This window comes from Clostridium tetani (assembly GCF_900167265.1).
Classification (GTDB): domain Bacteria; phylum Bacillota; class Clostridia; order Clostridiales; family Clostridiaceae; genus Clostridium_G; species Clostridium_G tetani.
Genome location: NZ_FUWT01000002.1, coordinates 395,773 through 414,803, shown reverse-complemented (window position 1 = coordinate 414,803; position 19,031 = coordinate 395,773). Strand labels below are relative to the sequence as shown.

Here is a 19,031-nt window from a genome sequence, read left to right as displayed (position 1 = left end):
TCTAAACCCCCCGTTCTCTTATAACTCTTTTCATTTTTTTAACTATTTCAAAGGCTTGTTCTGAAGTTCTTGCCATAATAAAAATAGTATTATCCCCTGCTATGGTGCCTGCAATTTCTTTAAAATTTAAAGAATCTATTGCTTCTGCTGCTGCATTTCCAGAGCCTGACAACGTTTTTACTACAACAAAATTATTTATATTCTCCACACTTACTACAGAATGAGAAAATATATTTGCAAGTTTATCTGATAAATCATTTTCATTTTTTACTATAGCTGCATATTTATATTTTCCCTGTTCTCCTAATACTTTTATAAGTTTTAATTCTTTTATATCTCTAGAAACCGTTGCTTGGGTTATTTCTATACCGCTTTTTCTAAGTTCTTCTGCTAATTCTTCTTGAGTTTCTATATCTTTTCTTTCAATTAGTTCTAGTATTTTTTCATGACGAGTTACTTTCATAGCATCACCTTCTCATTCTTATAGGTATAATTTATTTCTTAATATACTATAATAATCCCTATGTTCTCCTTCTAATTTTATTAGTTTACATTTATAAGGAGAGGATGTTATTAAAAACTCTTTTACATTTTCTAAAAAATTAATTTCTTCTCCATCTACTGTTAAAATTACATTTTCACTTTGTGAAATTATTTTTATTATACTTTTATGATTTAGCACAATACTTCTGATTCTCAAAGAATGACCGCAGATAGGTGTTAGACATAAAGCATCTAGTGTGGGATAAATTATGGGACCACCAGCAGACAAGGAATAGGCTGTAGATCCTGTAGATGTAGATACTATAACACCATCAGAGCTTAATTTAGTATAAAAATTTCCATCTATATATAGATCATATTTAGCAGTTTTGCCTACATCACCTTTTGTAACTACTATATCATTTAAACCATGAAACTCTTTTTTTATGCCTTTATATTCAGTAGTACACTGCACCATATTTCTTTCCTCTATATAATATTTACCTTTAAAATAGTTTCTAATAGAGAAAATAAAGTTAGAGCTTTCAGTTTCCGTCAAAAAACCTAAATTTCCTATATTTATTCCTAAAATAGGCACATTATATTTAGCTAAATATTTAGAAGCTTTAAGAATTGTTCCATCTCCACCTAATACAATTACAACCTCTAAATTTTCTGTTTCCTTCTTTTCAAGACCTATAGAATCTTTATAAATCTTAACTTCTACATCTTTACAGTTATCTTCTATTGCCTCTACTATTTTTTTTAAAAGTCTACCCTCCACGTCCTTACCAGTATTAACATTTATCCCTATATATCTCATAATATTATCTACCTTTCATCTAAGTCCTTATGTGATACCTCCACTATATCATTTATTAATTCCTTAGAAAATATTTCATTATACTTTTCATCCTTGGTAATATAAAGTAAATACTCGATATTACCTTCTGGACCTTTAATAGGCGAATAATTTATACCTTTTATTTTCAAATCCAATGTTTTAGCAAAATCCACAATCTTTTCTATTACTTCTATATGCGTAGATTTTTCTCTAACTACTCCTTTTTTACCTACTTTTTCTCTTCCTGCTTCAAATTGCGGCTTTATTAATGCAACTATTTCTCCTTTATCATTTAATATATTAATAGCCGCTGGAATTATTTTTTCAAGAGAAATAAAAGACACATCAATACTTGCAAAATCAGCATATTCTCCTATATGTTCAAATTTTATATGTCTAAAATTTGTTCTTTCCATACAGACTACTTTAGGATTCGTTCTAAGTTTCCATGCTAATTGACCATATCCTACATCTATGGAGTATACTTTTTTAGCATGATTTTGAAGCATACAATCGGTAAAACCTCCAGTAGATGCTCCTATATCTAAACAAACTTTATCCTTTAAATCTACATTAAAGTCTTTTATTGCCTTTTCTAATTTATATCCTCCCCTGCTTACATAGGGCATTGTATCTCCTTTAAATTCAATTTTTGCATCTACATTAATTTTTTCTCCACATTTATCTTTTCTAATTCCATCTACGAATATTTCTCCTGCCATTATACTAGATCTAGCTCTTTCTCTAGATGTAAAAATTTCTTTTTCTACTAATAATAAATCTAGTCTAAGTTTTTTCTCTGCCATAATTGTCTCCTTTAAAATAACTTACATTAATTTCATAACTTCTTTTAGTATAGCTTCTTCATCCAAACCATACATTTTAAATAAATCATCTACTTTTCCATGTGGTATGAATTCATCTTTAAATCCTAAGTTAACAACCTTTATATTAGAATTTGTATCTCTTACATAATTCAATACCGAGTTTCCAAATCCTCCTAAGATCACATTATCTTCTAAAGTTATTATAGTTTTTTCTTCATCTATTATTTTATTTAACATCTCTTTATCAATAGGTTTAACAAATGTAGCATTAATTAAACCTATATCTATATTTCGTTCCTTTAAAGTTTCTTTCACATTGAATGCCTTTTCCACCATTCTGCCCGTAGCAATAATGGAAATTTTGCCTTTATCTTCTAAAACCTCCCATTTACCTTTTTGAAAATTTTTAATAGGCTTTAAATTTAGTCTACTTTCACCTTTGGGATATCTTATAGCTATAGGCGACTCTTGGCTTAATGCCCAATTTAACATAAATTCTAATTCCTCTACACATTTAGGAGCCATTATAGTCATGTTAGGCATATGAGATAAATAGGACATATCAAAAACTCCTTGATGAGTTTCTCCATCTTCTCCAACTAATCCAGCCCTATCTATGGCAAAAACTACGGGTAAGTTTTGTATGCATACATCATGTAATACTTGGTCGTAGGCTCTTTGTAAAAATGTAGAATACACTGAAAAGACTGGTCTTAATCCTGCTGTTGCCATGCCTGCTGCCATAGTAACGGCATGTTGCTCTGCAATACCTACATCGAAGATTCTATTTTTAAATTTATTTGAAAACTCATTTAATCCCGTTCCATCCTTCATGGCAGCAGTTATAGCAACTACCCTTTTATCTTTAGATGCAATACTTACCATAGCTTTTCCAAAAGCTTTAGAATATGTAACCCCTTTACTTTTTTTAGAGCAACCTGTCATGTAATCAAAAGAACCTATTCCATGAAATTTATCTGGATTCTGCTCTGCAAATTTATATCCTTTCCCCTTAGTAGTTACAACATGAATAATCACAGGTTCTTTCATATTTTTAGCTTTATCCATTACCTTACTTAACTGTTTTATGTTATGTCCATCTATAGGTCCAAAATACTTTATACCCATATTTTCAAAAAGCATTCCAGGTACAAGTACTTGTTTTACTCCATCTTTAACTCTTTCTAAGTTTTTAGCCACTCCCTTTCCAATATTAGGAATTTTTTTTATAATTCCCTCCACATCTCTTTTAAATTTATTATAATTTGGATCTATTCTTAAACTACTTAAATATGTAGATAATCCACCTACATTTTTACCTATGGACATTTGATTGTCGTTTAAAATTATTGTTAATTTTGTTTTATTATCTCCAACATCATTTAAGGCTTCTAAAGCCATTCCCCCTGTTAAAGCTCCATCTCCTATTACAGCAACTACATTATAGTTTTCTCCTTTTAAATCTCTAGCTCTTGCCATACCTAGAGCACTAGAAATAGAGGTACTACTATGACCTGTTTCAAAATGATCAAATTTACTTTCGCACCTCTTTGGAAAACCACTTAATCCATTTATTTTTCTAAGGTTTTGGAAGCCACTACGTCTTCCTGTGAGTATTTTATGTACATAACACTGATGTCCTACATCCCAAATTAATTTATCATAAGAAAAATCAAATACATTATATAAACTTAAAGTTAATTCTACTACACCTAGATTTGAAGCAAGATGTCCTCCATTTTGAGAAACACTTTCTATTATAAAATTTCTTAATTCTCTAGATAATAAATTTAGTTCATCTAAAGACATATTTTTTATATCATAAACATCTTTGTACCTATCAAGAGTATTAATCATTATCATCGTTCCTTTTTCACAATATAAATTATTCTAGATACCTTGTCAATTATAATTTCGCTTTGTTTTATTGCAAAACTTTTACCCCAGGCTTTGCCACCTATAGTTAAAGCTGCAATTAAAGATCCAATAATAGCAGTGGTTAAAGTCACATTTAACCCAGCTGTCTGTTTTATAATCTTGGAAACTATCACAGCTCCTGTAGTACCACTTATTATTCCACAAACGTCACCTACTACGTCATTGCAAAAGTTTGATACCTTATCTGCATTTCTTATAAGCTTAACAGCTATCTTAGCACCTGGAACTTTTTTAGAAGCCTTAGAGTGAAAAGGTCTTTCTTCAGCAGCTGTTACCGCTACCCCTATTATATCAAAAATTATACCTATTGAAATAATAAAAATTAATATAATAAAAGCTACTAATATATTTACATTTCTTAGTAGCATATCAGATAGAAGGCTTACCCCTCCAGATATTAATATTGTCCAAAATATAATAGTAACTATCCATTTACTATTAGAATTCTTTTTACCATTTTTCTTTTCTTTATTATTCGACTTAACTATCTTATCCAATTAGCTCCTCCATAAATTTTCCAGAAAAAAGTGGCAGTAAATTAAGTAAACCTTACGGCTTAGGTCCAGTAGGCTTTCCCATAGAGTAACCAAAATGTCGCCATTTTGACGGTTTCCCTTTAATACCCTATCTACTTTGTTACCAATAAGTAGGACTGGATTACCACTTAGTCCGCACTATAATCCTTAATTCACTTCATACAAAATGGAACAGTCTAGGAGATTTCCTCGACAGTTAGGTATATCTCTAGCCTCTTTTGCAATGTAGGTTTCAGTAACCAAGAGCTTTAACCTTTGGCCAAAGGTTAAAGTTGATATTACCTCTCCCTACATCACTCAAGGCAGGCTACACTGCACATAGCTTTTAACCACAATACAGGTTTAATCCATTATCGTACAATAGGCGACTAACCTAAAACACAATTAATGGTCTCCATGAAGGTAGGGTCAGTTGCGCATGCCATTGCGGCCGCCCCATCCTTCTTACTCCCAGCACCAGCCCATAACTGGGCGTCATAAGCCAGCACCAGAAGCTTCATCGATATGCCCTTTGGCGGATTTTTAGCCCCGCCTTCAAGAAATACTTACCTGACTAGAATACTGTGCCACCTTTTCCTATTAGAAAAATATCATAAATTTCACTTACAGTCAAAATTAAATTTGAATATAAAACTTATAATCAATGGTTCATAATTCTAACCTATTTTTAAATTAAAGTCAATTAATAAAAAAGTTTATATTCTATCAAAAATCTCTATTTAACAAATATAAAGTGATTTCTTCTAATTCTTTAGTGTCTTTATTCATGTTTTGTAATAATTCTATGCAACTACTTGTTAAGTCTTTACACATTTTTTTGCATTTTTCTAATCCATAAAATTTAACAAAAGTATTTTTATTTTGTTCTTTATCTTTTCCTATGGTTTTCCCTAGCTTTCTTGTATCACTTTCAATATCTAAGATATCATCTTTTATTTGAAAAGCCAAACCTAATTTTTTACCAAATTCCTTTAAAATAGTTGTATCTTTTTCATTGGCTTCACCAAGAATTGCCCCTGTCATTATAGACGCTGTTATTAAAGCCGCAGTCTTTTTTTCATGGATATAATCAAGTTCTTCAATTTCTATACTTTTGTTTGTATTTAAAACATCTACCACTTGACCTCCAATCATTCCCTCAACTCCGGAAGCTTTTCCTATTTCGTATCCAGCTTCAACCCATGTCATACCTTTTTGGCAACCGTTTTTCAATATAATATTAAATGCCTCATTTAATAATCCATCTCCTGCTAAAACTGCTAATCCATCTCCAAAAACTTTATGATTAGTTGGCTTGCCTCTTCTTAAATCATCATCATCCATACATGGTAAGTCATCATGTATCAATGAATAAGTGTGTATCATTTCTATTGCACAAGCTATTGAAAGGGCTTCTTTGTAGTTTTTATTGTATATTTTATACGTAATTAGTGCTAATATAGGTCGTATTCTCTTTCCCCCTATATTTACACTATAGGACATAGCTTCATACACACTTTTATTATAAGTTCCCTTATCTTTAAAGTATTCTTTTAACCATGTGTCTACTTCATCTTTATATGAATTTAAATTCAAAAACTTAACCTCCTATTATAAACTATTATTTCTTTTCCTCTTGTAAAAAGTTTTTCTCTCCTTCTTCTGTAAATATTTTTATCTTTCCCTCTGCATCGTTTAATATTTTGTAAATTTTATTGCTGAGTTTTATTCCCTTTTCATATAGGTCCATAGATTTATCTAATGAAAGTTCCCCATTCTCCATTTGGGTAACTACTTCTTCTAATTCTTTTATTAATCCTTCATAGTTATCCTTTTTTGCGGCCACAATAACACTCCCTTTTGTTAATGAATAACTAATAATGAACAATGAATAATTGTGGAAGAAAATCATCCTTCATTGTTCATTAATTAAAGTTGTTCACTGAATTTGGTATTCTTTTTTCCCATCCTTTAAATTAATAGTTACTTTCTTCTCTTTATCCAGTTCTTTAATGGTATTTATGACTTTTCCTGTTCCATCTTGAATGACAGAATAACCCTTATTTAATATATTTAACGGATTATTAGAGGAAAGTAAAATTGACATTCTTGATAATTCTTCTTTCCTCTTATCTACTTCTATTTTTATATATGAATTTAGTTTATTTATAATAAAATCAATTTTATTATATTCATTTATTATAATCCTTTCTGGACTATTTCCCTCCATAGAAAGTTTAAGCCTATCTAATTTGTTGTATTTTTCTTTTAAATTATTTAAAACATAATAGTTTAATGCGTTTTTATAGTTTTCCAGTCTACTATTTAACTCCTGCAAATCTTTTATAGCTATTTCTGCAGCAGCAGAAGGTGTAGGAGCTCTTTTATCACTTACAAAGTCTGCTATGGTAAAGTCAGTTTCATGACCTACCCCTGTAATTATTGGTACTTTAGATTTAAAAATCTCTCTTGCTAACTCTTCATCATTAAAAACCCATAGTTCTTCTATAGAACCTCCACCACGTGCTAAAATTATAACATCTAAATCCTTTACTTTATTTAATTCTTTTATACCTTTAATTATATCAGAACTAGCATTAGTTCCTTGAACTAAGGAGGGATAAATTAGAATTTCACAATTTTTATTTCTTCTAGTGGCTACATTTATTATATCCCTTATAGCTGCTCCTGTCTCAGAAGTTATTACTCCTATCTTTTTAGCATATTGTGGTAAGCTTTTTTTGCATTCCTCTTTGAAAAGCCCCTCTTTTTCTAATTTATTTTTTAGTTTTTCAAAGGCTATATATAATTCTCCTAAACCCTCTAATTCCAATTTATCACAATAAAGTTGATAAGATCCGTCCTTTACATAGGCAGAAATTCTTCCATTTGCAATAATTTTCATTCCATCCTCTGGTAAGAATTTTAACCCTTTTGCTGCACTTCTAAACATTACACAGTTTATTTTACTCCACTGATCCTTCATAGAAAAATAAACATGTCCTGAGGAATGAATTTTAAAATTAGATATCTCTCCTCTTATAGACGCATTATTTAATATAAAATCATTATCCATGGTGTTTTTTATGTAATTATTTATATCCGTTACAGAAAGAACCTTTATATACATTATTTAAAAACCTCACATAAATTTTTTATAAGCATTGTTGGAGTTACTGAACCTACACCTCCTGGAACTGGTGTTATAAATCCAGCTTTTTTAAATACATTATCGTAATCTATATCTCCCACCATTTTGCCATCTAATACTGAGAAACCTACATCTATTACTATGGCACCATCTTTTATAAAATCTTCCTTAACAAATTTAGGTATACCCATAGCTGAAACAATTATATCAGCTTCTTTACATAGAGATTTTATATCCTTTGTTTTTGAATGACAAATGGTAACTGTAGCATCTTCATTTACTAAAAGTTGAGCTACAGGCTTTCCAACTATAACGCTTCTTCCCAAAACTACTGCCTTTTTACCAGATATGCTTTCCTTGGTACTTTTTATTATTTCTATTATTCCCTGAGCTGTACATGGTATAAAACATTTTTCTCCTTTATAAAATCTTCCTGCATTTATATCTGTTAGACCATCTATATCCTTAGATGGGCATATCTTATTTACTATTTTCTCCTCATCTAATGTCTTTGGAAGAGGCATTTGAAGTATAATTCCATGTACATTTTCATCTTTATTTAAATCTTCTATTACTTCTATTATTTTATCTTCTTCTATATTTTCCTCTAAAACTATATTTTTAAACTCTATTCCTATTTCTTTACATATTCTCCTTTGATTTTTTATGTAAAAAAGAGAGCCTTTATCATTTCCTATTAATATACTTGATACACAAGGTACCTTTAAACCTTTTTCTACTCTTTCATCAATGAAGTTCTTCAACTCTTTTCTTAACTCTTCTGAAACTCTTTTTCCATCTATAGCTACTGCCATTGTTAGTGCCTCCTATTACATTTGTTTCGCAATTTTATCTAGAACAGCATTTATAAAGGCTGGTGATTTGTCATCTCCATACTTTTTAGCTAATTCCACTCCCTCGTTTATTGCCACATTATCTGGTACTTCATTACTAAATAAAATTTCATATGAACATAATCTTAATATAGCTAAATCAACTTTAGCTAATCTATTTAGTGTCCAGTTTTTTAAGTATTTTTCAATATGTTCATCTAAAACCTTAGAATTTTCTTCTACACCTTTTAATGTATGTATTAAATACTCTAAATCCACTTCGTCTAAATCTATTCTTTCCTCATCCATTTCTTTTTTCTCGCCTAAAATACTATTTATATCCTCTTCTTCTGTTAAGGCTTCCTTTAAAGTATTTATTATTTCCACATAGTTTTCTTTCTTTATCATCATTTCAAATAGTAATTGCATTGTCATTTCTCTAGATTTCTTTCTTTTCATAGTTTTCCTCCTATTTTTCCTTCATTTTAAGATTATTATCTAAAGCTCAGATAGCGTCAAAAAATCCATCTAAACTAAGTTTCACTTTATCCATTATACTAATTTATTTACAAAATGGAAACACCCTCTGAAATCAGAGGGTGGTTTTTTTACTCTTCAGGTTCTTCTATGGAATCTTGTTCTAATTTTGGAATAATTACATTTTGAACATGAATATTTATATCTGATACATTTAAACCTGTCATGGATTCTACCGCTTTTTTAACATTTTCTTGAACTCCTAATGCAACTTCTGGAATATTTATACCATACTCTACTACTAGATATAAATCTATAGTTGCACTATTTTCTCCAACAGTTACTTTAACTCCCTTTGATAGATTTTTCTTTCCTGTTAGAATTTGAGTTATTCCCTCTACAGGACCTGCACTCATGCCAGCTATTCCTTCAATTTCTGTAGTTGCAAGACCTGCTATTACTCCTACCACTTCATCTGATATTTTCACTATACCCATATCCACATCTTTTTTTGTGTTTTTTTCCATACTTTCTACCCCCTAGTTCATCGTCTTCTACACTAGTAAAAGGTTTTTCTATATCTTATCATATATTATATCAAATACCATTTTCTTTTACAATTAATCTAGCTATTCCTTTGTATGAATTTCAACATCTTTTATTTTACATTCATTTACAACTACACTTTGAATTTCTTTTAATTGCTTATCTGTTAATTTATCCTTAGCCTTTACTACTACATTGGCCCTATTGTCTCCTATAAGACAAACTGCATCCTCATAGCCTTTAGCTTGAAGTGTTAACTCTACTTTATTTTCTTGGCTAACTGCTAGAGCTAAAGATGCATACTTATTAGCAGTTTTATCCCTTTGTTCTTGAGATATGTTCTTGTCTTCCATTATACTCTTAAAATTTTGTAATGTACTATTATGCTTATTGTCTCTTACTAATTTAGCTTCTGCAAAGTAATTACCAGTCTCCACTTCTTTTTTCTTATTGCCAACATTTTTAAAAGTTATTGCAGGTTTATCTCCACCTTCTTGTACATAAAGTGGATTATTAAGCCAAGTTGCTAGAAGTCCCATACAAACTATAAGAGCTACTAAAGTCGTAATAATTGCAGCTTGTTTTTTATTCATGAAAATTCCCCCTATCTATTCTTCTACAAAATTATATGCTTTTAATTTAAAATATATACTATTTTTTCATAGGATATACATTTACCTTATTTTCTGGTATATTAAATAAATTTATAACCGCCTTTTTAATTCTATACTCTGTTAATTTATTCTCAGCCCCTTCTGCTACTATTAGCACACCAGTTATTTCAGGCTTTTTAGTTTTTAGTATTAAAGGTTCTGTCTTCTCTCCTTTATTGGTGGTAACTACTGTATTCCCATTATTTTTTTGTGTTGTTTTTCTTCTCCCACCTTCATTATCCGTTTCTTCTGTTGAATTAGTGGAGTCGTTTATGTTAAAGGCCGGCACTTGTTCCTCACCTTCTGAAAAATACAACATAACATCTACATTTCCTATGCCTTCTGTTTTTTCTAGTATTTGCTTTAATTCTATTCCTAATTGCTTTTCTTTATTTCTATTAATATCTTTTATAGATACTTCTCCCTGAACTTCTTCTATTTCTTTATTATCTTCTGCTTCTTCTTTTCCTATAGTACTACTACTTTTAAAGAAACTAGAAGTAACTAGTATTAAAACACCTATTAAAAAAACTATAAGTAGATTTGCTTTTATATTTTTAGAACCCTTCTTCTCAAAGTCTTCCTTGATTTTCTCCAATAGTTTTTTTAAATTCATATTTTCCCTCCTCACATTTTATTTACTGAAATTATATCCTTTGAAAGTTCCAATTCTTCACTTAAATAATTTCTTATATTCTTTGATAGTTCATCTTCTTCTGAATTATTATCATTTTCATTTATACTCACCTGGACTTTTTTAACTTTTTCCACCCTTTTATCTTTAAACCCAACCTTTATGCCTTCTATAGTAAAATTATTATCTTCTTCATTGAATTCAACTTTTGTATCTACTTTAAACTTACCCTTGGGAAATTTATTTTTTAGCTTTTTATCTACTACTTCTTGTAAGTTTTTATTGAAATTTTCTTTAGTTCTTTCTATATTTTTTTCTTTATATTGAAAAAAACTTTCTTTTGATTCTTCATGATCTATTCCTTTAGAAAATTCATAGGAATATTTATTTATGTTAAAATCTTTATCTATTAATTTTATTAGAGGATTAATTAAAGTTACCATTAAAATTAATCCCATAACAAATTTTGAATATTTCTTTAAATTATTATTAGGTAGTAACATTTCTACTGCTGTTATAAATAAAACTACTGTAGCTATATTTACAATCCAACTCCTTAAAAACTTTAAGAACATATAATCATCCTCCTATAGCCACCTTCCCTGCTGCTGCTATAATAGATATCATTATAAAAAACATTATAGATACACATATAACACAAGAACTTATCAAAATAAGAGAATCCCCTGCTGAGCTAATAGAATTTATAAGCCTCTTATCTCCAATAGGCTCTATTAAAGCTGCTGTTAGCTTATATACAAAGGCATTTATCAAAAGCTTTATAGTAGGAAAACTCACCATTACAATTAACATAATTAATCCTAGTCCACTTATAGCATCCTTTAAGAGTACAGAGTAACCTGCCACAGTTGATACTGCATCAGATAAACATTTACCAACTACAGGAATAAAATTGTCTACAGCGTATTTTGCAGTTTTTGCAACTACTTTATCTAAGGTCTTCGATGTTATTCCTCTTATGGTCATAATTCCTATAAAAACAGTCATCAATATACCTTGCCCCCATAGGGCAATTTGATTTAATAATTTAGTTAATTTATCTATTTTATATTCTTCTGTAATATTGTTTACAAATTGTAATACAAACACCATTGAAATTAGAGGTATTAATATTTTAGCAAATATTTTAGAAGCTACATTTATGGAAACTATAATAACTGGATCCATTACTGCCGCCTCTGCAACCCCACCTACACTAAATAAAATCATAATTAGTACCGGTATTAAAATTAACATAAAATTGGACATTCTTTCTATAGTAATTCTAGCTAAATCAACTCCTAAATAAAAACTTCGTGCCATTATCACGATTAGTAGAGAATAGCAAGCAAAATATGCAATATTTGATAGACTTTCATTACTAAAAGCCATTTCTAAATTGGTTATTAAGGTGCATATAATTGCTATTATCACTATTATGGACATAAGTTTTATAGAAGTTGCCAATTCTTTAAATAGAAATCCTACAAGTGCTTTCCCTATTTTTTTTATGGATATATCTCCTTCACCTGTTTTCATCGAACTCTCTATATATTTTCTAACATTCATATCATTTAAAATTTCATATTCACTTTTCATATTGCTTATATAATCATAAAGTTCCTCTATTTCTTTACTTTCTTTAATATCTGAAACCTCATCCATAGACGCTTGTACATTAGAATTAAAAATCAGCGTAAAGAGCAGTATAATTAAAATAATAAATTTCCATTTTCTCATCTTTCTCTCCTTACATTATTTTGAAAATTGATTGTAAAACAGCCATTAATATTGGTATTGCAAGTAGTAATATAAGTATTTTTCCTGCAAATTCTACTTTCGCAGCGATACTTCCCTGCCCTGCATCTTTACATATTTCACTGCAAAAGGATGCCAAATATGCAATTCCTAATATCTTAAATACCGTAGTTAAATACACAAAGTCTATATTAGCTTTTAACGATAATTTTTGTAGAAAGTTTACTATTGCAGTTATCTTATCCATCATAAATAAGAAAATAAGTATTCCTGCACATATACTTATCTGTACAGCCAAATCCTCTCTTTTACTTTCTCTTGCTACTAAGGTAATAAATAGTGCTCCAAAAGCAAAAGCTACAACCTTTACAATGTCCATGTTTTCCTCCTAAAGCCAAAACATTGTTCTTACAGCATTAAACAACTTATTTATTAAATTTATTACCATCATAAGTATAATCACAATGCCTGCAAGATTTGTGATAACTGCATAATCATCATATCCGCTAGTTTTTAATATTTTATCTAATATAATTATTAATATACTTACAGCACCTATTTTAAAGATAAGATTTATATCCAACATTTTTTCTCCCCCCTAGAACAGAGTAATAACTATCATCATTCCTATGGTAAAACCTAAATATCTGTACATTTTAATGTTTTTTTTCATAGCTATCTCCCCTTCGGTGATTTGCTTTTTTAATCCTTCTAGTGTTAAAGAAATTATGTTCATATGTCCTTGTACATCAGATTCACCAAAAGTTTTAGCTAAATTTAAAATTAGATCCTTATCCTCTTTTTTTAATTCCATTTTATCTTCAACTTTTTGAAAGCCTTTAATAAAAGCTTCATAAACACTATTTACAGCATTTGTTTTAAGTAAATTACTTATGGATTCAAATAGCTTATTTATAGGAAAAGAACTTTTTTCTGAGGTTTTAGAAAATAGCTCTGGTAATGGAGTATAGGTATATAAAATTTCATTTTTAATTTCATATACAGCTCTTTCTATGCTTTTAAGTTGATAAACTCTTTTTTTAAACTTATTACTATACAAAAATCCTATAGCAGTAGAAGAGGCTATAGTTAATAACGCTCCTAATAATTTATAATACATTTTAACCCTATTAACCCTAATATATTATATTTTTTTCTTCGAAACTATATATGTACTCAACTGTGCCTACACCTTTTCTACTACTTAAAACTATAGCCTTTTGAAATACTTTGTTTTCTATTGCTCCTTTAAAAACTTCTCTTTCATATATGTCTTTGACATCATATCCATGTACTGTTGTAATAAGTTTTACTCCTGAGTTCATAGCCTTTATTATGCTTTCTATATCCTCTGTACTTCCTATTTCATCACATACAATTACATCTGGAGACATACTTCTTATAGCCATCATTATTCCCTGACTTTTAGGGCAACTATCTAATACATCTGTTCTAAGTCCTAAATTTAATTGAGGTACTCCATTGACACAAGAAGCTATTTCACTTCTTTCATCTATTACACATACCTTCATTCCCTTTAAATCTAATTTGCTTATTCCATTAGATAATTTTTTTGCAATATCTCTTAAAAGAGTAGTCTTCCCACAATTTGGAGGTGAGATTATTATGGTATTTTCCACCATAGAACTTTTTAAAATATAGGGTAATATTTTATCAGAGCATCCCGCAACCTCTCTGCATATTCTTATATTCAATGATGCAGGGTACTTAATAGTTTTAACTTTTTCTCCTTCCACAACACATTTGCCACATATCCCTACTCTATGACCTCCATTAATAGTTATATATCCCTGTTTAATTTCATCATCATAGGCATATATAGAATAGCTACTCATTCTTTTAACAATGCTTCCCACTTCTTCTAATGTTGCAATATAATCTGTTACAATCTCACAAGCCCCATCTTTAACTATTATTGGCTTTTGAGATCTAATTCTTATTTCTTGAAGGTTCTTAAAATTAAGTGCATTTAATTGTTTTTTTATTTCACTTGGTAATATCTCCAAAATTTCTTTTTCCTCCATCATCCTATCCCTCCTTTCTTATATAAAAGTTATTTATAAAATAGGAAAAATATGACTAAAAAATAAAAAAAGAGAGCTGATAAAAATTATGACATTGAAAAACCTATGGTCTTTCAATGCCATAATAAAAATCAACTCTCTTTTAAGATACTTTAATTTTAATTACTCACAACAATCACAATTACAATCTACGTCTATATCTATATTCTTACGGCAATTTGGACAAAGTATTTTATCCTTACTGTGAATTATTGCAGTATCTATGTACAATGTTTCATCACAGTTTGGGCATTTTAAATTTATAAAATTCTCTATGTCCTCTTCATCAAAATCATCGTCATCATCTTCATCATATATTTCATCTTCCATCAAAGATAAATCTTCATCTAATGCATCTACATATTCTTGAATTTCTCTTTGAGATTCTTGAATATCCTCAAACTCCTCTCCTATATCTTCTAAAATATCTACTATTTCTCTTATTATCTTCCCTTCTTTACTTCCCTTTTCGATTTCTAATCCATCAATTAATCCACTTAGATAAGCTACTCTTGATTTAATAGAACTCATTTAATCACCCTCCACTATTTTTATTAGTAATAAAGACATACATAAAATGTATGCCTTTATTACTTTTAAGTTTATCTATATTATTGCCTAAACTCTTTCCATATATTCCCCTGTTCTTGTATCTATTCTTATTGAATCCCCTTCATTTATAAATAGAGGAACGTGAACTACTGCTCCAGTTTCTACTGTTGCTGGTTTCATAACATTTGTAGCAGTATTTCCTTTTGCCCCTGGATCTGTATGAGTAATTTGTAATTCAACAAAGTTTGGTGCTTCTACTGAAAAAGCTTCTCCTTTGTAGAATTTTATTATAGCAAACATATTTTCTTTTAAAAACTTTATAGCTCCTTCAACTTGTTCAAAGTTTAGCGGAATTTGTTCAAAAGTTTGTTGATCCATGAAATAATATAATTCACCATCTGTATATAGATACTGCATTTCTTTTCTTTCTATAACAGCTTCTTGAAATTTTTCTGTAGGGTTAAAAGTAGTTTCTTTAAGCCCTCCATTTAAAACATTTCTTAGTTTTGTTCTTACAAATGCCGCACCTTTCCCAGGTTTAACATGTAAAAAATCTACAACTGTATAAACTTGTCCATCTAATTCAAAAGTATTTCCTTTTCTTAAATCTCCTGCTGATATCATTTTTATGTATCCCTCCAAAACTTATAAAATTCATTATATATTATAACCTAATTAGGTAAGTTAATACCATTTATTTTTTAAATAATAATTAAATCTTTTGGTGATTTACTTATTATTTCACAGCTATTTTCTGTAACAAGAATTAAATCTTCTATTCTTACACCAAAGGAATTTTCTATATATATACCTGGTTCATCAGTTACTACCATGCCGGGTTTTAGTGTCTTATTTCCTTTTGGACTAAGCCTTGGTTCTTCATGAATATCTCTTCCAACTCCGTGACCGAGACCATGACCAAAATATCTTCCATATCCCATTTCAATTATATAATTTCTTGCATATTTATCTATGTGTGAAGCTACTGCGCCAGGTTTTATTTTTTCTATAGCCATTTTTTGTGCAGTTAAAACTATGTCATACACTTTCTTCATTTCTTCTGAAATACTTCCAACTGCTATTGTTCTAGTCATATCTGAACAATAGCCATTATAAATACAACCAAAATCTAAAGTTACAAATTCTCCTTCTTCAATAACTTTAGAACTTGCTCTACCATGAGGTAGAGAGGATCTCTTTCCTGATGCTACTATAGTGTCAAAGGATAGATCACTAGCACCCATTTTCTTCATAAAATACTCTAATTCTAAAGCTATATCCTTCTCTGTAATCTTTGGTTTAATAATTTTTAAAATATTTTCAAAGGCTTTATCAGCAATACTTGCTGCTTCTTTAATACATTTAATTTCAAATTCGTCTTTTATACTTCTCAATTCTTCTACGATTCCATTTAAAGGCTTTAATTCACCTTTAAACTTTTTTCTGTATTTTTCATACTCTCCATAAGTTATTATATCTTCTTCAAATCCTAGCATTTTCACACATAACTTTTCAGCTAGATTTGCTACAAATTCATGTATATCTATTTTATACTCCATGATCTCAAAGTTCTCCACTTCTGTTTTAGCTTGAGATACGTATCTTGAATCTGTAATAAATATAGCTTCTTTTTTTGTAATTAATGCAAAGCTTTCCTCTCCTGTGAAACCAGTAATATAGTTTCTATTACTATCTCCTACAAGTAAAATTCCGTCTATTAAATTTTCTTGCATTTTTTCTCTTAATTTTTCCAATCTCTTTAAATACATAGATAGGTTCACCTACTTTATATTTTTTAAAAGGTAGTTAATAGCCATAATATAACCATAATATCCAAATCCACTGATAACACCAATGCACCCTTCTCCTGTAACACTTTTTCTTCTGTATTCTTCTCTTTTATAGATATTAGAAATGTGCACTTCTACTACAGGTATATTAATACTCTTTATAGCATCTAAAATAGCTATACTATAGTGAGAATACGCCGCTGGATTTATCACTATTCCATTATATTCTTTTGGGGCATCACCTATTTTAGAAACTATTTCCCCTTCTATATTGCTTTGATAAAAATTTATTTTAACTAAATCCTCATCAAAATTCTTCATTATAGTGGAATTCATATCTTCTAATGTGGTAGACCCATATATATTTTTTTCCCTAATTCCCAATAAATTCAAATTTGGTCCATTTATTATTAATATGTTTAATTTACGCAATATTACTATACATCTCCAATCAAGTGAAACTTATCTTCCATGGAGTTAATATGGCAAATAACCATTTACTTAACAATGATATTTTATCAGAATCTAAGGTCATTTGCAAATAATATGGTGGTATTTATTTCTCATCTCTTCTAATATTTTATAGCTTAATTCATAGGCAGATATATTATAATTTTCCACTTTAATTTTACATTTATTATATATATGGATTCTAGAATTATATATTTCTTTTAATTTATCATATTTATTTTCTTTATCCAATAAAGGCCTATTGTCATTTTTTTCATTTCGTTTTAAAAGTTCTTCCAATGGCACATCTAAAAAAATAGTAATACCATTTTTATTTAATATGTCCATATTGTTGAAAAATATGGGCAATCCTCCACCTGTAGCAACTACTTTTTTATCAAATTTTATTATATCATTTAATAAATCTCTTTCCAATTTTCTAAAGTAGTTTTCTCCCTTTTCTTTAAAAATATGTTTAATAGCACTTCTTTCTATTTTTTCTATTTCATAATCTGTATCTATAAAATCATACTGTATTATCTTGCTAAGCTCTTTTCCAAAGGTAGACTTCCCTGCCCCTGGCATACCTATTAAAAAAATAATAATTTATATACCCCCCTTTAATTAATGAACAACTAACAATAAATAATTAAGGATGAATTTTAAGTTTTATAAGGCTTTCTCCTTTATTTTCTTTAAAATTCATATTTATCTTTATAATTTCATATTTATATCCGCTACTTCTTATATTATCAAGTATATCCTTAAATTTTTCACTATTTCCTCTATATATTATATCAAAAATCATCTCTTCTTCTTTGCTTTTTTCAAAGTTTCTTATAACTAAATCATTACTATTAAAATTCTCCATAATTTTGTTGTAACTTAATGTTTCTTTCATATCTTTCTTTTCTATAGTTTTTTTTAATTCAATATTACTACTTTTAATAGCACTTTTTTCTCTAAATATATTTATATTTAAATATATTGTTACAAATAATATACTTGTTAAAATAATGAGTAAAAATACAGCCTTTTTATTTTTCATTTTTTCCTACCTCTACAGTCACAGTATATTTAAATTCATTTTCATTATTAGGAGATTTAAACTCTAATAATCTTATATTTTTATTATCTTCTAATACTTCTAACAGGTTTTCATAAGTTTTAATGTTTCCTATACCATTTAATATTAAATTATCTTTACTTAGTTCGATTTTTTCTAGACTCATATGGTCTTTCAAAGTATTCATAGAATACTTCCATAAATAAAATGTATGTTCTTCTAATTCATACTTTTCAAAAACCATCTTGCTTTTTAGGTCCATTTCTTCTCTTTTCAATAGATTTAGCTTTTTGCTATTTTTATTTAATATAAAAAGTGTTGAAACTATAAAAACAAATAAAACCTTTATTATATTCCTCAGTAAACTATCTATTTTTAAATTCTTCTCATTCAAATACTCTTCAGGTATAAAATTAAATTCTTTCATGTT

The 19,031-nt window shown here is 28.9% G+C and carries 26 protein-coding genes; all 26 read right to left on the bottom strand.

The features are described 5' to 3' along the window. Window position 1: 1 nt before the first annotated feature. The 26 genes from B5D21_RS02055 to B5D21_RS01925 all read right to left on the bottom strand — a co-directional run bounded on the left by B5D21_RS02055 (window position 2) and on the right by B5D21_RS01925 (window position 19,028). Window positions 2–463, bottom strand: a complete 462-nt coding sequence (locus B5D21_RS02055) for an arginine repressor (RefSeq protein WP_011099779.1) — start codon at window positions 461–463, stop codon at window positions 2–4. An 18-nt stretch (window positions 464–481) separates the two neighbouring features. Beyond that, the gene (locus B5D21_RS02050; RefSeq protein WP_011099780.1) at window positions 482–1,306 is read right to left on the bottom strand and encodes an NAD(+)/NADH kinase; all 825 of its coding nucleotides are present in this window, start codon (window positions 1,304–1,306) and stop codon (window positions 482–484) included. A gap of 8 nt (window positions 1,307–1,314) precedes the next feature. Beyond that, on the bottom strand, window positions 1,315–2,133 hold the full coding sequence (locus tag B5D21_RS02045) for a TlyA family RNA methyltransferase (protein WP_011099781.1): 819 nt from the start codon (window positions 2,131–2,133) through the stop codon (window positions 1,315–1,317). Between the two features lie 21 nt (window positions 2,134–2,154). Then, entirely contained in the window at window positions 2,155–4,011 is a 1,857-nt protein-coding gene (gene dxs, locus B5D21_RS02040; RefSeq protein ID WP_035109622.1) for a 1-deoxy-D-xylulose-5-phosphate synthase, read from the bottom strand. A 2-nt stretch (window positions 4,012–4,013) separates the two neighbouring features. After that, on the bottom strand, window positions 4,014–4,589 hold the full coding sequence (locus B5D21_RS02035; protein ID WP_011099783.1) for a hypothetical protein: 576 nt from the start codon (window positions 4,587–4,589) through the stop codon (window positions 4,014–4,016). A 744-nt stretch (window positions 4,590–5,333) separates the two neighbouring features. Further along, window positions 5,334–6,203 carry a polyprenyl synthetase family protein gene (locus B5D21_RS02025; protein ID WP_035109621.1) on the bottom strand — a complete coding sequence of 290 codons (870 nt, stop codon included), beginning with the start codon at window positions 6,201–6,203 and terminating at the stop codon, window positions 5,334–5,336. A 25-nt stretch (window positions 6,204–6,228) separates the two neighbouring features. Then, window positions 6,229–6,453, bottom strand: a complete 225-nt coding sequence (locus tag B5D21_RS02020) for an exodeoxyribonuclease VII small subunit (RefSeq protein ID WP_035109619.1) — start codon at window positions 6,451–6,453, stop codon at window positions 6,229–6,231. Window positions 6,454–6,546: 93 nt separating this feature from the next. Then, window positions 6,547–7,737 (bottom strand): exodeoxyribonuclease VII large subunit, encoded by a 1,191-nt coding sequence (gene xseA / locus B5D21_RS02015; RefSeq protein WP_011099785.1) that lies wholly within the window; start codon window positions 7,735–7,737, stop codon window positions 6,547–6,549. Next, window positions 7,737–8,573 (bottom strand): bifunctional methylenetetrahydrofolate dehydrogenase/methenyltetrahydrofolate cyclohydrolase, encoded by an 837-nt coding sequence (locus B5D21_RS02010; RefSeq protein ID WP_035109615.1) that lies wholly within the window; start codon window positions 8,571–8,573, stop codon window positions 7,737–7,739. Before B5D21_RS02010 ends, xseA begins: the two co-directional genes overlap by 1 nt. A 15-nt stretch (window positions 8,574–8,588) precedes the next feature. Beyond that, on the bottom strand, window positions 8,589–9,050 hold the full coding sequence (nusB, locus tag B5D21_RS02005; RefSeq protein WP_011099787.1) for a transcription antitermination factor NusB: 462 nt from the start codon (window positions 9,048–9,050) through the stop codon (window positions 8,589–8,591). 149 nt (window positions 9,051–9,199) lie between these two features. Further along, window positions 9,200–9,595 (bottom strand): Asp23/Gls24 family envelope stress response protein, encoded by a 396-nt coding sequence (locus tag B5D21_RS02000; RefSeq protein ID WP_011099788.1) that lies wholly within the window; start codon window positions 9,593–9,595, stop codon window positions 9,200–9,202. 102 nt (window positions 9,596–9,697) lie between these two features. Then, window positions 9,698–10,207, bottom strand: a complete 510-nt coding sequence (locus B5D21_RS01995; protein ID WP_011099789.1) for a SpoIIIAH-like family protein — start codon at window positions 10,205–10,207, stop codon at window positions 9,698–9,700. A gap of 58 nt (window positions 10,208–10,265) precedes the next feature. Continuing rightward, window positions 10,266–10,883 carry a stage III sporulation protein AG gene (gene spoIIIAG / locus B5D21_RS01990; RefSeq protein ID WP_035109611.1) on the bottom strand — a complete coding sequence of 206 codons (618 nt, stop codon included), beginning with the start codon at window positions 10,881–10,883 and terminating at the stop codon, window positions 10,266–10,268. 11 nt (window positions 10,884–10,894) lie between these two features. Continuing rightward, window positions 10,895–11,476 (bottom strand): stage III sporulation protein AF, encoded by a 582-nt coding sequence (spoIIIAF, locus tag B5D21_RS01985; protein WP_011099791.1) that lies wholly within the window; start codon window positions 11,474–11,476, stop codon window positions 10,895–10,897. 4 nt (window positions 11,477–11,480) lie between these two features. Then, window positions 11,481–12,641 (bottom strand): stage III sporulation protein AE, encoded by a 1,161-nt coding sequence (spoIIIAE, locus tag B5D21_RS01980; protein ID WP_011099792.1) that lies wholly within the window; start codon window positions 12,639–12,641, stop codon window positions 11,481–11,483. A gap of 10 nt (window positions 12,642–12,651) precedes the next feature. Then, window positions 12,652–13,038, bottom strand: a complete 387-nt coding sequence (gene spoIIIAD, locus B5D21_RS01975; RefSeq protein WP_023438504.1) for a stage III sporulation protein AD — start codon at window positions 13,036–13,038, stop codon at window positions 12,652–12,654. 9 nt (window positions 13,039–13,047) lie between these two features. Then, the gene (spoIIIAC, locus tag B5D21_RS01970) at window positions 13,048–13,245 is read right to left on the bottom strand and encodes a stage III sporulation protein AC (protein ID WP_023438505.1); all 198 of its coding nucleotides are present in this window, start codon (window positions 13,243–13,245) and stop codon (window positions 13,048–13,050) included. Between the two features lie 12 nt (window positions 13,246–13,257). Beyond that, entirely contained in the window at window positions 13,258–13,779 is a 522-nt protein-coding gene (spoIIIAB, locus tag B5D21_RS01965) for a stage III sporulation protein SpoIIIAB (protein WP_011099793.1), read from the bottom strand. 16 nt (window positions 13,780–13,795) lie between these two features. Then, window positions 13,796–14,707 carry a stage III sporulation protein AA gene (gene spoIIIAA, locus B5D21_RS01960; protein WP_011099794.1) on the bottom strand — a complete coding sequence of 304 codons (912 nt, stop codon included), beginning with the start codon at window positions 14,705–14,707 and terminating at the stop codon, window positions 13,796–13,798. Window positions 14,708–14,866: 159 nt separating this feature from the next. Continuing rightward, on the bottom strand, window positions 14,867–15,274 hold the full coding sequence (locus B5D21_RS01955; RefSeq protein WP_011099795.1) for a CD1247 N-terminal domain-containing protein: 408 nt from the start codon (window positions 15,272–15,274) through the stop codon (window positions 14,867–14,869). 87 nt (window positions 15,275–15,361) lie between these two features. Beyond that, entirely contained in the window at window positions 15,362–15,919 is a 558-nt protein-coding gene (efp, locus tag B5D21_RS01950) for an elongation factor P (protein WP_011099796.1), read from the bottom strand. Between the two features lie 77 nt (window positions 15,920–15,996). Then, window positions 15,997–17,064, bottom strand: a complete 1,068-nt coding sequence (locus tag B5D21_RS01945) for a M24 family metallopeptidase (RefSeq protein ID WP_035125114.1) — start codon at window positions 17,062–17,064, stop codon at window positions 15,997–15,999. Window positions 17,065–17,076: 12 nt separating this feature from the next. Next, the gene (gene aroQ, locus B5D21_RS01940; protein ID WP_011099798.1) at window positions 17,077–17,517 is read right to left on the bottom strand and encodes a type II 3-dehydroquinate dehydratase; all 441 of its coding nucleotides are present in this window, start codon (window positions 17,515–17,517) and stop codon (window positions 17,077–17,079) included. A gap of 99 nt (window positions 17,518–17,616) precedes the next feature. Further along, window positions 17,617–18,135: a shikimate kinase gene (locus tag B5D21_RS01935; protein ID WP_414646497.1), complete on the bottom strand. Its 519-nt coding sequence runs from the start codon at window positions 18,133–18,135 to the stop codon at window positions 17,617–17,619. Window positions 18,136–18,184: 49 nt separating this feature from the next. Continuing rightward, a complete protein-coding gene (locus tag B5D21_RS01930; RefSeq protein ID WP_011099800.1) occupies window positions 18,185–18,583 on the bottom strand; it encodes a hypothetical protein in 399 nt (132 codons plus the stop codon). Beyond that, window positions 18,573–19,028: a hypothetical protein gene (locus B5D21_RS01925; RefSeq protein WP_011099801.1), complete on the bottom strand. Its 456-nt coding sequence runs from the start codon at window positions 19,026–19,028 to the stop codon at window positions 18,573–18,575. The genes B5D21_RS01930 and B5D21_RS01925 overlap by 11 nt, the downstream gene beginning before the upstream one ends. Window positions 19,029–19,031 lie beyond the last annotated feature (3 nt).